The organism is Aphanothece hegewaldii CCALA 016 (assembly GCF_003007785.1).
Classification (GTDB): Bacteria; Cyanobacteriota; Cyanobacteriia; order Cyanobacteriales; family Microcystaceae; genus Chroococcus; species Chroococcus hegewaldii.
This window is the reverse complement of record NZ_PXOH01000002.1, coordinates 237300-250971: the sequence shown is the minus strand read 5'-3', so window position 1 is coordinate 250971 and position 13672 is coordinate 237300. Positions and strand designations below refer to the sequence as shown.

Genomic DNA, 13672 nt, shown 5'->3' with positions numbered 1-13672 from the left:
TTTGTCGGGGTAAAGATTTCTTTCCCCAAAGTAATTTTATGAAGCTAAAAATCGTTGAAAACTACGATACAAGTTTTCATCTTGAACCTAATACTAAAGCGACATTGTTCAATTTGCTAACTGATGAGTCGTTTTTAAAACAGATTAGACAACAGGTTCAAGGCGCAAACATTGAATTTACCGAATTATTTTTTCAACCCGTTCCTTATAGTCTAAAAACCCCTAAAGGTATGCCTTGCGAGTTTGAACCCTATCATAATTCGGAGGAATATATAATTATTAATGTGCCGCCTCATTTTATGTTTAAAGCCAAAATTTTTCAACCAAGCCGGCTTTGTGCTATTTATCGTAAGGTTTTTTATTAATTTATGACGACTCAAACAGAAATTCTCTCTCTTAGCAGTCTTGATTATCTTCCTTTTTTGGATGAAAACGGTATAATCTCTGAAGAAATCCAAGGAAAAATTGGCGTTTATGCGATTTTTGATCAAGAAAAAGTCTTACAATTCGTTGGTTATTCTAGAGATATTTATCTGAGTTTAAAACAACATTTGGTCCGGCAACCAAATCATTGTTATTGGATAAAATTACAAACAATTAGTCGTCCTAGTCGAACGATTTTAGAAGAAATTCGTCAAGCTTGGCTGAGTGAAAATGGCTCAATTCAAATGGATGAAGCCAAATGGACACAACCAATCGATGCTAAATTAGTGATGAGTGAAACCGAAAAACAAGACTATCAAAAATTGGATGAAATGGGACAAATTAAACTTTTAAAGAAAGTGTCTCGCCGCGTCGAAGAAACTATCTTGCAACAGCTAAAAGAACGCGGTGTACAACTAGAAATACGATTTTCACCTAAACTTAAAGAAGAAGGATTATTAGACCTAAAACCATAAATTTATACTGTCTCGAATTTACCAAATGATCTGGGATGTCCCGCAGTTTGTTCACACAAGAAATAGCGGGCAGGTTCATAATGATTTTCTGCTGTATAAGGTTCTAGAAAATGCTCATTGACTAAATCATCACGAACAAAAAAAGCATTTACCCCTGTAAAACTACAGCCGACTAATTTATATCCTTTGTAAATTCCTAATTTTTCTAAAGCTAATAAACTTGCTCCCATATAATTACTATAATCCCAGCGATGATTCGGATTATATTCAATTGTCCAACTGACTTGAGGAGGATAAGCAGCATTGTATTCTATAATAACTACTCTCGGACGATATTGATTAATCGCTTTCCAAATCCAGTAATCATTCCCATCAATATCAATTGATAATAAGTCTAATTCTTCTGGTACATTGGCTTTTTTAAATAAAGATTCTATATTGTCAGCATCAACAAAATTATTTATTAGAGTTAATTGATTATTTTTGATAATATACTTAAACTTTTCTTTAATGTTTTTACAGTATTTCTCGCTTCCTTCGATCCAAAGTCCACGCCATCCTAATGTTAGTAACAAAGCGCTATTATTTTCGAGTCCAACACCAACACCAAATTCTACAAAATATTGATTTGTTGTACCAATTCGACGAAAAATCTCATTAATAATTCCATCTTCGCCACCTTGAGAATAAGCTTTAAACTCATATTTATTTAATTTTTTTGGTTCACTATATTTAGGATTATTAATTAAATGATTTTTTAGATAATCTTCAATCATTATATTTTTCAGTGATTCTTGTGTTTTTAAAAGAGCTTTATTAGTTGTGTTTAGTTGCTTTAGCTCATTTTGAATATTTTGCAATCTTTCCGAAAATTTTCTAAAAGGATTTAACATTTAAAATTCTTCCTGACAAAAATAATATAATTTGCTCTAAGGTTTGGCGGGTTTTTGAGAAAATAACTGTTGTCTTTGCCAACGTAACCAGCGACCTAATTTGATTAGTGTGTTTTTTCCCCAATGTTTAAGAACTTGTATCTTATGTCGTTGGGTAGGTAGACGCAAAATATAAATAAATCGTCGGCTAATATCAGCAATTCGGCCATCAATATTAATCCCAAAACTAGAAATAATTGCCGATCTTCTGCCTAAAGTTAGCATATCTCCTAAATGAAGATAAAAGAACGGTTTTAAGGGCTGTCCTAAAAGAATAGCTTTAAGATTTTTGGCCGCACAACTGGCTTGTTGAAAGGCGGCTTGTGCCGTAGCTGGAATATTTTGACGCGAGTGGGCAATTTGAGCAATATCACCCAGGGCAAACACTTCGGGATAATCTAGTAATTGTAGTGTGGGACGAATCAATAGTCTACCAAGCTCAGTTTGTTGACATTCTAGATGGCGTAACCATTCCCTAGACTGAGTTCCGGCTGTCCAAATCACTAAATCAAACGGGAGATTTTGGGTTTGTTGGTTTTGGGTAATCCCCACGGAATCGGCTGTAATCGCCTCAACTTCAGAATTATGATGTATTACAATCCGACGAGTCTTTAAAGCCTTGTATGATGCCTTAGCGATGGCACTGGAGAAGTTTTTAAGAAGGGATTCACCCCGCTCAATGAGGTGAACTTGTCCACGATTTCCCAAGCGATCGGCTAACTTACAGGATAATTCTACGCCATTGGGTCCACCGCCAATGACAGCTAAACGGAGATATTGACGTTCTGAATTTTCGAGGATGTGGAGTTGAGTTTGCAGACGTTCTAAATCAGCTAGAGTACGGAAGGATAAAGCATGGGTTTCTAAACCAGGGATATTTGCCCAACGATTTTGGGTTCCAACAGCCAAGACTAAATAATCATAGGTTAAAATTTCCCCATTTTCGAGGTCAACGGAACGCGCTTTTAAGTCAACTGTTTTAACCGTTTGCTGACGTAATTGAATATGAGTTCCTTGTAATAATTTTTGATAGGATGGGGCAATTTCCCAACGTTGTAACTCTCCTGTTAATAATTCATAAAGAAGAGGTGTAAATAAAAAGTGATCGTTTGGTTCAATTAATGTAACTTGACATTTTCGGTTTTTCACCCAGCTAAAATGACTGAAGTAAAGAGCCGTATACAGTCCGCCAAATCCACCACCCAAAACACAAATATTAATTGGTTGAGCGATATTCATTTATTTTTTAGTCTGTAACTCAGGTTGCTTGATATATTCAGCAAGATACGGTTTGAGTTGATCAATCAGTTCTTGCGATCGCACGATTCGAGCCGGAGGGAGTAGATGATAGTGAGTATCGGCAAAAATACTACTATCTGTTTGAATATTTAAGGTTTGATGATTATAGAGAGTTGGAACTACTTGAGAAAGCTTGTCTGCGCTTTTTTGAATGCTGTCTTTTGTGGTTTGATCAGTCGAACCATAAATCCAAGGCAAAGCAACGATTAAATGCGCTCCTTTCGCTTCAAGATCTTTACGAAACTGCTCAATTACTTTTATTGAATGAGGAGAAACGGAGTTATTTAATTTTAATTCCCACCATTTCCCTGTCCTTTCTTTTACTTTTGTTGGGTCACCATGTTCTGTAATGGGATCAGATAGATATCCAGTCATACGACCTTTTTCGATCACATCAATCGTCGATTTAGTTGCCGCCCGTAAAGTCGTTACACCTAATAACCAAGTGTCCTCGATGAGCTTCTTCGGAGGAATACCGCCTAAACCTGGTTGACCTACCGCCCAACCAAAAGGAGCCGAACCATATAACCCATCACCATCACCTAAACCATCTTTATCCATTAGCATTAAATATTCAGGAATTAGAACGATAATATCGCCTTTGCGAGCTTGTTCTAGGATCAAAGGTTTAATCACATTTAATCCCATATCCCCTTGTAATCCATAATTAAATACAGGAATACCGAGCTTTTTTTCCATCCATTCGGCATTTACACTGTAATGTACGCCTGAACCTGCCGTAATAATTAAACGATTAGGTGCTTCAATCTGTGCCGCATAAGCCGCTTTTTGCTCATACATACGCCTTAGCCAGCTTAGTTCACCACCATAATAAACGTTATAAATACAGCCGATTGTCCAAGCGACACCCGCCGAAATCAACCAGGGAAAAAGCTTAGATATATTAGTTTTATTCATTAGAATTCAAAATAAATAAAGTCAGAATTAGTATTTGCTGCTAATAGTATAGTTAATCCTAGTAAAACAGGTGAGAGCCAACGAGATAGGAGCAATTCGTATTCAAATTTCTTTTGCCAAACCGCCAGATGTTCTAAAAATAAAACGAACATAGCCAAAACTAAAGTAACCACTAAAGCTGTGCCTTGATTGAGGCTATAGGAACTCAAAAACGCTCCAATATTGGTTAATGAGTATTTCCAGGGAGTGATAATCGTTTGTAATTTGGTCATTAACCGAGACATATCAGATTCCATAAAGAAAAGACAGCCAAAAGTTACAGCCCCAAAAGTTAACGCCCAAGAAATAATCTGTGGTTGAGAGACATAGCGTCCGACAAATCCGTAAAAAGGTCTACCCAAATAGCGTAAGACTAACAACAACGCACCGTGATAAGCTCCCCAAATAATGAAGTTCCATGCCGCACCATGCCAAAATCCAGACAGAGTGAAGGTAATAAATAGATAAAATGGGGCCCATTTTTTATTTGATCCCATCAGAGGCAAAAAAACGTAATCTCTAAACCAAGTGCTTAGAGTAATGTGCCAGCGTCGCCAAAATTCATTGATACTTTGGGATGTATAAGGTGCAAGAAAGTTAATTGTGAGTCGCACGCCCAGAAAATAGGCGAGGCCAAGTGCGATAAAACTGTAACCCGCAAAGTCAAAATAAATTCTTAGTGTAAAGAACAACGTCATACACCAAATCATCCAAGGATTATCGATTTGTTTGTCTAGCTCAATATAAGGAGCCAAATTATCAGCGACGACAAACTTCATAAATAATCCCAAAGAAAGCCAGCGTAAACCAAGCTCAATATTTTCGATGGTGAATTTTAGGCGAAAATTTTCGATTTGAGGTAATAAATCACTTCTACGCTCAATGGGACCTGCGACTAACTGAGGATAAAAAGAAATAAAGTTAATGTAATCTAAAATACCAATCGGTTTCTTCTTTCGTGCTGTCAGGGAGTCTACGACAAAAGCAACCATCTGAAATGTATAAAATGAGACTCCTGGGGGAATGCGATTTTTAACGGTAATCGGTAAATAATTTTGCCAGTTTTCGGGAATGGTGACAAATAGTCCTATCACTCCTTCAACAAAAAAGATGAGATATTTAAAATAGGCTAGAACAGACAGATTAAATATAATCAAGACTGTTGCGATCGCTTTAGCTTTGTCTCCCGAACAGCGCAGCATCCACCGCACCATCAGATAATTAAAAATGAGTTCAAAAATAAAGATAATAAAGCTAGTTGGACTAGCATTGCGAAACATCGTTAACGATAGAAAGGCTAATCCGATCGCATCAAAAATATCTCGCCACAGATTAAACGACTTGGCTATATAGCGAACCGTTAAAAACGGTATGCCAAAGCCTAGGAGAATCCACCAAAAAGAAAAATCTGAGTAATTCAAGGCTTTCTCTTCAACAATAAGCTATATCAACTAATATATTCCATGACTAGAAGATCATTTAATCTTCTTATTTTCTCTGGAATTGATAACTTGGCATTTTAGTTATCAGTGAACTCTATTAAATTCTTGACAAGTCTACCAAATTTTGTCAAACTTGTCCATAACTTTATTCTGTCTATTTATAAATCTTGGGAGTTCCTGTAAATGCTTTCTCAAAAAATTACAAATATCTATAAAAAATATCAAGAATTTAGGAATTTTTCTCATCTTGGCGATCAATATTGGGCTGAACGTTTATCGCAAAATAACATTAGCCCTACAGCGATTGAATTAGATGCTAACACTCATCAATTGTTGCTCAAGCCTCTCAATATATTTTTAAGCAAAGGGCAGCATGATTTTATTTTAAAATCAGATATTTTTAATCGTGCTAAAATTCTCCAAAATGTTTTAAAAACTAAGTTTTATATTGATGAACATAATAATTTAATTGCCGAATTAAAAGGCGCAAAATTTATAATTGAAAGTGAGCAAGACATTTCTATTATCAATGAAATTTATTTTTTAGGCATTTATAATTTTGTCCATGAAAAGCCTGTTGTTGTTATCGATATCGGCATGAATGTAGGATTTGCGAGTCTTTATTTTGCTAGTCGTAGTAATGTCTTAGCTGTTTTTGGTTATGAGCCTTTTGAAATTACCTATAAACAAGCTTTAAATAATTTTGCTCTCAATCCAGAAATTGCTCAGAAAATTAAGCCTTATCAATATGGAATTGCTGAACAAGAACAAACCTTAACAATTGAATTTGACTATGATGTTAAAGGAAGTATTGGAATGTCAGGAATTGACAATAACTTTAAGCCTTCTCCCGATAAAAAAATAGCGACAGCAGAAATGAAACTCAAAGCAACTTATGAGGTTTTCCAATCCATCATAAAACAATATCCAGATGTTGATATTATTGCGAAAGTAGATTGTGAAGGGGCTGAGTATGAAATATTCAAAGTATTAAGCGAAACAGGACAAATTAATCGAATTAAAATGGTCATGATGGAATGGCATAAAAAAGGCCCCGAACCCCTATTAAATTATCTAAATCAAGCGGGTTTTGCTTCTTTTTCACGCCTACCAGCTAGTAACAATATTGGATTTTTGTACGCAATTAAAGCCTAAAAGATGTAGAGACGTGAGCGAATTGCGTCTCTACCCAATAGATTTAACGACCAAATAATCCCCAACCTTTTTTACTGTTAGCGGGTTCAGGGACTTTCTGCGCTTCAACTTCAGATTCAGAATTTGCTAAAGAAGTGCTGGGAATATCGCAGTTTTCTGTAATATATTGAGAGGATTTCTCGATGGTTGGATGATCCCAAAAAAGAGTAGAAGGTAACTCAACATCTAGCCAATCTTCTAAATCACCCACTAAGGTTACAGCATCAATAGAATCAAGTCCATAGCGGGTTAGAGGTTCTGTTACATTAATTGTTTTTGTGTCTAAAGATAAAAGTTGAGCTAACTGTTGAACTAACCAAGATTGAATTGCTTGATTAACATTTAATTCGTCGTTTTGCTCATTAAGTTTGAAGTTGGAGTTTTGAGTCTGCATAAATTTTATCCTCTTTTTGATTTAATTGGGCGTGTTGAAAAGGAACAATTGAAAAGTGTTTATCTTCTTGATAAAGCTTAAGTAGTTCTTGAGCGACGTTTTCTACATATTCATCAGAGATTGAGTAGGGTAATATTCGGACTGTACTTAATAACGGGCTGCGTAATAATCGATGTAAGCTTAGAACTAACCATTCGCCTTTTGCAAAAAAATCACTCCCGATTTCCCGATTATAAATCCACATATGTAAACAGGTAGCGGCAGTATGTAAAGTACAGTATTTTTTCGCAATTTCAAAGAGTTCCGGTGACTGATCATGACCATACTCAAATTTAGAATTGCTAATCTGTTCATCATGAGCATTTAATTCTTGTAACACTAAATCGCTCAAATATAACAGGTTTTCTAGAACATTTGCATCTACATCAGCCTGATTTTTTAAAGCTTCGAGTTGCTTAATGGCTATTTCTAAACCCTGTAAAGGATCATCAACCCCACGCCCAAATAATTCGAGTTTTTCGGGTTGAAATGGGGGTACATTTTGATTCAAAGAGAAAATAGCCTCTAAATGAGCTTGAATCTTCTCCATTGTTTCTGGTTTACGGCGAGAGCGATATTTTGTCAAGGGGCGCAATTGTAAGATTAACGCATGGAGATTCACTACCGTACTACCATCAAACATACTGATAATAGAGTTATCTCGTAACACTTTTTGAAAGATTCCCGCTTCGTGTTCTTCCCTCATATAAAAGCGAGATCCCAAAACCACATAAACATTATTAATCATGGTTTCGAGTTGAGTTGTGACGAAATATTTCACCACCGAAGCCCACACGCTAAACTGTTCGGGAATAATATGAAAACCTCTCGCCGCCCCAATGGTTTCACAGTCACAAATCAAAATATCTAAAAACGCATCAACTAGGGTTTTACGAGGTTGGGGAAGTTCCATCACCGTTTTTCCGTAAACAATGCGCTTAGTAGCAAATCCTAGCGTTGTTCTAAGGGCGGTATCGGCTGCACCATGAGAAAACGCCGCGCAGAGCATTCGAGTAATTTGGAAGCCTTTGAGGGCGAATTCTAAGCCATCTCCTTCGTCTTTTATGCGATGGGAGTCGGGAACAAAGCAATCTTTGAAACCAATGCCACTCATATCAGATCCCCTAATCCCATGCGTTAAGATTTTGGGTAAGTTGTAGTATTGATTTGGATCGAGTTCCCGTTTGTCTACCATGAACAATGTCAGACATTTTGGCCCGCCATTGGGATCGGTTTTAGCCAAAATATAAGTTACACCAGAAATCGTAGCGCGATTAATTGGCCATTTTTCGCCATTTAGAATATAACCGCCTGGAACTTTTCTCGCGGTGAGATCGCCTCCTACTAAATCACTTCCGTGAGCGCGTTCGGAATAACCCAAACACATCGCCCCGTGTTCGTTTTTGATATAGTGGGCTAGTTTTTGCTTTTGTTCGTCTGTTCCTGCCATCCAGGTAATAAATGACCAAAAAAGAGTCGTAAAGCTAATTCCAATGGTTTGATCTCGACGACAGAGAACCCGAACAAAAGCGACAAACTCTTCAAAAGAGGTAAACTCACCACTACAGTCAACAGGGACGTAATAATGTTGTAAATTCCAGTTGTAGAGCCAGTTAATTTCTTGTTCTGGAAATGCTTCTAGTTCATCGAGTTCCACAACCCGTTTGTATGACATGATACTGTCTGGGTTTAAAGGATCTCCTAAATCTTTTTCGAGCGCCTCAGCAACCCAATACGGTTTGAGCTTTTGCATAACCCTCTTATGTTAGATCAACTCTTTTTTTGTGACTATCTCCAACACAATCAGGTTTAGACTGTCGCGCTAGGGCTCGATAGTTTACAAAAATTAGCATTCATTCTAACTACATTTATTCAAAGGTGCAAGCGGATCTTTAGTGATTTTGCTTGATTATTCTTATGATTCCCGTTTTAGAAAATATTTCTTTTAAAATAAGCTTTGGCATTTCGGATCTTTATTTCAATTGCGAATAGACAAAATTCGTAAAACTGCCCTCATTGAGTTTGTGCCAAGCATAAATTCTTGTTCTAAACTGTTTCCATTCATCATACACGGCTTTAAAATCTGCATCTTTGGCGGCAAATTCATCATAAAGCGCGAAAGACGCTTGCTCGGCTGCTGCTAATATTTCTTGACTATAAGGGCGTACTTGGGTTCCACTGGTTAAAAGTCGTTGCAGGGCTTCATTATTACGAGAATCATAACGGGCTAACATGGTTGTATTTGATTCAAAAGCGGCTGTCGTAATGGCTTCTTGGTACTGAGGCGGTAGTTTTTTCCACTCGTTCAAGTTCACTTGTAGCTCTAATGTTGCTCCAGGTTCCCACCAACCCGGATAATAATAATATTTGGCTACTTTATTTAATCCTAGTTTCTCATCATCATAGGGGCCAACCCATTCGGCAGCATCGATCGCCCCTGTTTGCAATGCTTGAAAGATTTCGCCACCGGGTAAGCTTTGGACGGTTACGCCGAGTTTTGACATAACTTGTCCCCCTAACCCCGGTATCCGCATTTTTAAGCCTTTGAGATCATTAAGAAATGAAACTTCTTTGCGAAACCATCCTCCCATCTGAGTTCCCGTATTACCACAGGGAAACTCGATCACGTTAAATTTATTGGCGTATATTTCCTGTAATTTTTTTAATCCGCCTCCTTCATACAGCCACGCATTCTGTTGTTGTGCGGTTAAACCGAAGGGAACTGTTGTACCAAACGCCAGCACCGGACTTTTCCCAATATAGTAATAAGATGCGGTATGGCCACACTGTACCGCGCCCTGAGACACGACGCTGAGAACTTCTAAGGCGGGGGCTATTTCTCCAGCAGAACGAGGCGTAATCTTAAATTTACCGCCAGTGAGTGCGGCTACGCGATCGGCTAATACTTGTGCGCCACCAAAGATCGTTTCTAGTGATGGGGGCCAACTTGTCGCCATTTGCCATTCGATATTCGGTAGAGCGTTTGTATTAGTTTGTTGTCCAGTAGACTGATTTTGGGCGGCTTGACATCCCCCAACGATCGCCACTCCACCGGCTGCCATTGCCCCAGATGTAAAAGCCCTAACTACTGCTCGACGTTTCATAGACAAGTTACCGCACTCACGTTTCGATAATTTTTTTTCAGAATATCATGAGATGAGCCTTGAATTTCGGTAGAATGGGGTATTTGATTAGACGGTATGCGCGACTCAAGACGATTTCCTCAAATACGATCGCTCCTTAAATTATCGAGTGCGATCGACACTTTTACAGATAAGATAGGATGGTTCATCAATTGGCTCGTTTTATTAACGGTGGGTGTGGGTTTTTATAACGTCATAGCTCGCTATATTGGGCGTTTTATTGGTGTTACTCTCGCTTCTAATGTTTTTATTGAGCTTCAATGGTATTTATTTTCCTTGACATTTTTACTCGGTTTTGCTTATATCCTCAAACATGGCGAAAATGTGCGAGTCGATTTTTTATATGCTCATTTTACGGAAAAACAGCGATCGCTCATTGATTTTTTAGGTACAATTTTTTTTCTAATTCCGTTTTGCTTAATTGGTATTTGGGTTACTTTTAATCCCGTTTTACAATCTTGGGGTTACTTACCGAATGGAACATGGGGAACGTGGGAAATGTCGCCTGATGCAGATGGTTTACCTCGCGCACCGATTAAAAGCATGATTCCGTTATGTTTACTGTTACTTTTGATACAAAGTATCTCTCAAGCGATCAAATATTTAGCCGTTTTACTGGGATATCAGACAGTAGCAGAACGCATCCGTATCGAAACTTCAGAAAACATTAACATCGAATAGAGGGAAAAAATGGGCTTTGAATGGCTGGCGATTTTAATGTTTCTTGGCTTTTTTATTATCTTAATGAGTGGCTATCCGGTTGCGTTTTCTTTTGCGGGAACAGCGATCGTATTCGGACTAATTGGTTTAATTGTAGGTGCTTTTGACCTTCATCGCTTACTTTTGTTACCAAATATTTGGTTCGGCACGATGTCTAATTTTACCCTTCTTGCAATTCCCTATTTTGTTTTTTTAGGAGCAGTTTTAGAAAAATCAGGATTAGCCGAAGAATTATTAGAAACCCTTGGTTTTATTTTAGGCCGGTTACGGGGGGGACTTGCATTAGCTGTTGTTATTGTAGGTACTCTTTTAGCAGCTACTACAGGAGTCGTTGCAGCTACTGTCATTGTTATGGGTATGCTCTCACTACCCGTTATGTTGCGTTATGGCTATGATAAAAAGTTAGCGGCTGGTGTCATTATCGCTTCTGGTACTTTAGCGCAACTCATACCCCCAAGTTTAGTTTTAGTCATTCTGAGCGATCAAATTGGGGTTTCAGTGGGAGATTTATTTTTAGGGGCATTAATTCCGGGTTTGATGTTATCAGGCTCCTATATGCTCTACATCTTGGGTTTAGCCGTCTTTAAACCCGAAATGGTTCCCGCTTTACCAGAAGATCTCGAAATACCTAAAGGCAAAGATTTAACAAAACAGATTTTTAAAGCCGTTGTCCCGCCAATTATTTTAATATTTATCGTTTTAGGAAGTATTTTCTTTGGTTTAGCCACTCCAACTGAAGCAGGAGCCGTCGGAGCCGTCGGAGCTTGTTTACTCGCCTTTTTTAACAAACGTCTCACCCCGCAACTGCTTCGAGATGCCGCCCATTCAACGGCTATCATTACTGCTTTAGTTGTAATGATTTTATTCTGTTCTTCGTTGTTTGGTTTAGTTTTTGATGCTTTGGGAGGAAAAACTTTAATTACAAGCTTGCTGACTCGTTTACCCGGTGGTTATTTAGGTTTTGTCATTTTTAGTAATATTGCGATTTTTCTACTGGGTGTTTTCCTCGAATTTATCGAGATTTGTTTTATTGCGATGCCTTTATTTGTTCCCGCAGCACAAGCGATCGGTATAGATATGGTATGGTTTGGTGTAGTGATGGCGATTAATTTACAGACGGCTTTTATTTCGCCTCCTGTGGGCTTTTCTCTGTTTTATCTACAAAGTGTCGCCCCCAAAGAAATTAGTACCCTAGAAATTCATAAAAGCGCGATTCCGTTTATGGTACTACAGTTTATTGTCTTGGTGATTGTTATGCTATTTCCCCAGACGGTGCGTTGGTTGATCGATCTTTCGACGACAACTGGGGTTAGTTAGATATTAAACCAGTATTAGAATTTTATAAGGGTTTGGCAACCCCCGAAAATAGCATCGATAGCTTCGGTTAGTTCGGCATCATCCTCTAGACTTGTTATCCAAGCATGAAGATATCTTTTGCGGAACTGTTTAACCAGTCGGTCTTGTCGTGCTTTATTTATCATCTTTATTCATCAATATTTTTTCAATTTTTTCTAGTCTTTGTTCCAGTTGGCACTCATGCCATTTGTGAGCGTTGTCAAAAACGATTTTGATTGCTGCCAACCTGTCCTTATCAGTACCGTTGGTCAAGACATCGGTTTAAAGCGAATTGTATGTACTTATCCTGACCAGTTGAGTTCTTCACCTCTGCAACTGTCGATTTCACCCATTTCTCAGGGAACACTATCACTGTAACCTTGAGGGTATTAACTTATGGAAACTAAATTATGTAAAAACTGCGACAATAAAATGTCGTTTCTAAAATCGAGTAATCGATGGGTTTGTAGTAAGTGTGGAAAAAAAGAATTTATAGAGAATCAGTCGAGTAGTAATTTAATCTCCCCGTCAAGAAATTTACCATAAAAGGGTACACATCGCCTATCTTCACACCAAGAAATTAGACAAAATTACCAAATTATTGAAGTCAATGAAATCATAAAACCCGATAATTTGGAAACCCTAACAGTTTTGATAGGGGATATTCCAAAGGGGACTTATCAATTATTAACTGCGAACGGTTATGAAATGCTGTTAAAAACCAAAGAAAAAGTTTATAAGGGTTTGACAGGAAATTCTAATTATAAAATTTATGAACTGGCTTTAGATCTAAGAAATGAATTAAAAAGTGTTTTGTATCACACCTTAAAATCTGACTCCAATGAAGTTGTGGCAGGAGGACTTTTAGGAGGATTGGCAGGAGGTTTATTATTTGGAGAAACTGGAGCAATCATCGGGACAGTAGTTGGTGCATCGGCAGGAGCTTCAGTAGTTACAATTAATTTAGAACTGGAATTTTTTGATGGAAGACGTTGTTTAATTACCACGTCTCCTGCGGGGGGCTATATTTTACAAAAAATAGTGGAAAATTATTCTAATCCCGATAAGATTGAGGAAGGATTATTCATAGTGGAAGCTGAGTTAGAAATTTATGAACAACATCAACTCAATGCTCAAAAAAACTCTGATGTAGGTATGATGGGATGTGGATGTGGATGCGCTGTTATTATTTTGCTAATAATGGTTTTGTCAGCTTCAGCTACAGTTATCACTCATCAGCAGATATTTCCTGGTGAAAATATTGAAATAAACAATCGCTTCAAAGGAAATTAATTCGAGGTGCGATTTTAAACTATAT

14 protein-coding genes are annotated in these 13672 nt (G+C 37.6%); 6 read left to right on the top strand and 8 right to left on the bottom strand.

What is annotated here, in order from left to right:
* The first annotated feature begins 38 nt into the window (after nt 1-38).
* Together C7H19_RS03090 and C7H19_RS03085 are read left to right on the top strand one after the other, a co-directional pair.
* Nucleotides 39-365 carry a hypothetical protein gene (locus tag C7H19_RS03090; protein WP_106455418.1) on the top strand — a complete coding sequence of 109 codons (327 nt, stop codon included), beginning with the start codon at nt 39-41 and terminating at the stop codon, nt 363-365.
* A 3-nt stretch (nt 366-368) separates the two neighbouring features.
* Complete coding sequence (locus tag C7H19_RS03085) at nt 369-899, top strand: GIY-YIG nuclease family protein (protein ID WP_106455417.1); 531 nt, start codon at nt 369-371, stop codon at nt 897-899.
* 2 nt (nt 900-901) lie between these two features.
* On the opposite strand, the gene C7H19_RS03080 is transcribed toward C7H19_RS03085, so the two are convergent.
* Genes C7H19_RS03080 through C7H19_RS03065 form a run of 4 tightly spaced genes read right to left on the bottom strand, consistent with a single transcriptional unit; the run spans nt 902 to nt 5508 of the window.
* Nucleotides 902-1792, bottom strand: a complete 891-nt coding sequence (locus C7H19_RS03080; RefSeq protein ID WP_106455416.1) for a hypothetical protein — start codon at nt 1790-1792, stop codon at nt 902-904.
* A 36-nt stretch (nt 1793-1828) separates the two neighbouring features.
* The gene (locus C7H19_RS03075) at nt 1829-3070 is read right to left on the bottom strand and encodes an NAD(P)/FAD-dependent oxidoreductase (RefSeq protein ID WP_106455415.1); all 1242 of its coding nucleotides are present in this window, start codon (nt 3068-3070) and stop codon (nt 1829-1831) included.
* Nucleotides 3071-4048, bottom strand: coding sequence for a hypothetical protein (locus tag C7H19_RS03070; RefSeq protein ID WP_106455414.1), 978 nt, complete (start codon nt 4046-4048; stop codon nt 3071-3073).
* A complete protein-coding gene (locus C7H19_RS03065) occupies nt 4048-5508 on the bottom strand; it encodes an MBOAT family O-acyltransferase (protein WP_106455413.1) in 1461 nt (486 codons plus the stop codon). The genes C7H19_RS03070 and C7H19_RS03065 overlap by 1 nt, the downstream gene beginning before the upstream one ends.
* A 204-nt stretch (nt 5509-5712) precedes the next feature.
* On the opposite strand from C7H19_RS03065, the gene C7H19_RS03060 reads away from it, so the two are divergent.
* The gene (locus C7H19_RS03060) at nt 5713-6684 is read left to right on the top strand and encodes an FkbM family methyltransferase (protein ID WP_106455412.1); all 972 of its coding nucleotides are present in this window, start codon (nt 5713-5715) and stop codon (nt 6682-6684) included.
* A gap of 43 nt (nt 6685-6727) precedes the next feature.
* Here the strand turns inward: C7H19_RS03060 and C7H19_RS03055 are convergent, their stop codons facing one another.
* The 3 genes from C7H19_RS03055 to C7H19_RS03045 form a co-directional block, all read right to left on the bottom strand.
* A complete protein-coding gene (locus tag C7H19_RS03055) occupies nt 6728-7117 on the bottom strand; it encodes an acyl carrier protein (protein WP_106455411.1) in 390 nt (129 codons plus the stop codon).
* Entirely contained in the window at nt 7086-8909 is a 1824-nt protein-coding gene (locus C7H19_RS03050; RefSeq protein ID WP_106455410.1) for an acyl-CoA dehydrogenase family protein, read from the bottom strand. Before C7H19_RS03050 ends, C7H19_RS03055 begins: the two co-directional genes overlap by 32 nt.
* Nucleotides 8910-9129: 220 nt before the next feature.
* Nucleotides 9130-10260, bottom strand: coding sequence for a TRAP transporter substrate-binding protein (locus tag C7H19_RS03045; protein ID WP_106455409.1), 1131 nt, complete (start codon nt 10258-10260; stop codon nt 9130-9132).
* 96 nt (nt 10261-10356) lie between these two features.
* Here C7H19_RS03045 and C7H19_RS03040 point away from each other — a divergent pair, with 96 nt between their 5' ends.
* Both C7H19_RS03040 and C7H19_RS03035 read left to right on the top strand, forming a co-directional pair.
* Nucleotides 10357-10980, top strand: coding sequence for a TRAP transporter small permease subunit (locus tag C7H19_RS03040; protein ID WP_181280514.1), 624 nt, complete (start codon nt 10357-10359; stop codon nt 10978-10980).
* Between the two features lie 9 nt (nt 10981-10989).
* Nucleotides 10990-12336 (top strand): TRAP transporter large permease, encoded by a 1347-nt coding sequence (locus C7H19_RS03035; RefSeq protein ID WP_106455408.1) that lies wholly within the window; start codon nt 10990-10992, stop codon nt 12334-12336.
* 14 nt (nt 12337-12350) lie between these two features.
* On the opposite strand, the gene C7H19_RS25490 is transcribed toward C7H19_RS03035, so the two are convergent.
* Nucleotides 12351-12500 (bottom strand): hypothetical protein, encoded by a 150-nt coding sequence (locus tag C7H19_RS25490; RefSeq protein ID WP_181280513.1) that lies wholly within the window; start codon nt 12498-12500, stop codon nt 12351-12353.
* A gap of 487 nt (nt 12501-12987) precedes the next feature.
* Here C7H19_RS25490 and C7H19_RS03030 point away from each other — a divergent pair, with 487 nt between their 5' ends.
* Nucleotides 12988-13647 carry a hypothetical protein gene (locus tag C7H19_RS03030; RefSeq protein ID WP_106455407.1) on the top strand — a complete coding sequence of 220 codons (660 nt, stop codon included), beginning with the start codon at nt 12988-12990 and terminating at the stop codon, nt 13645-13647.
* Nucleotides 13648-13672: the final 25 nt, after the last annotated feature.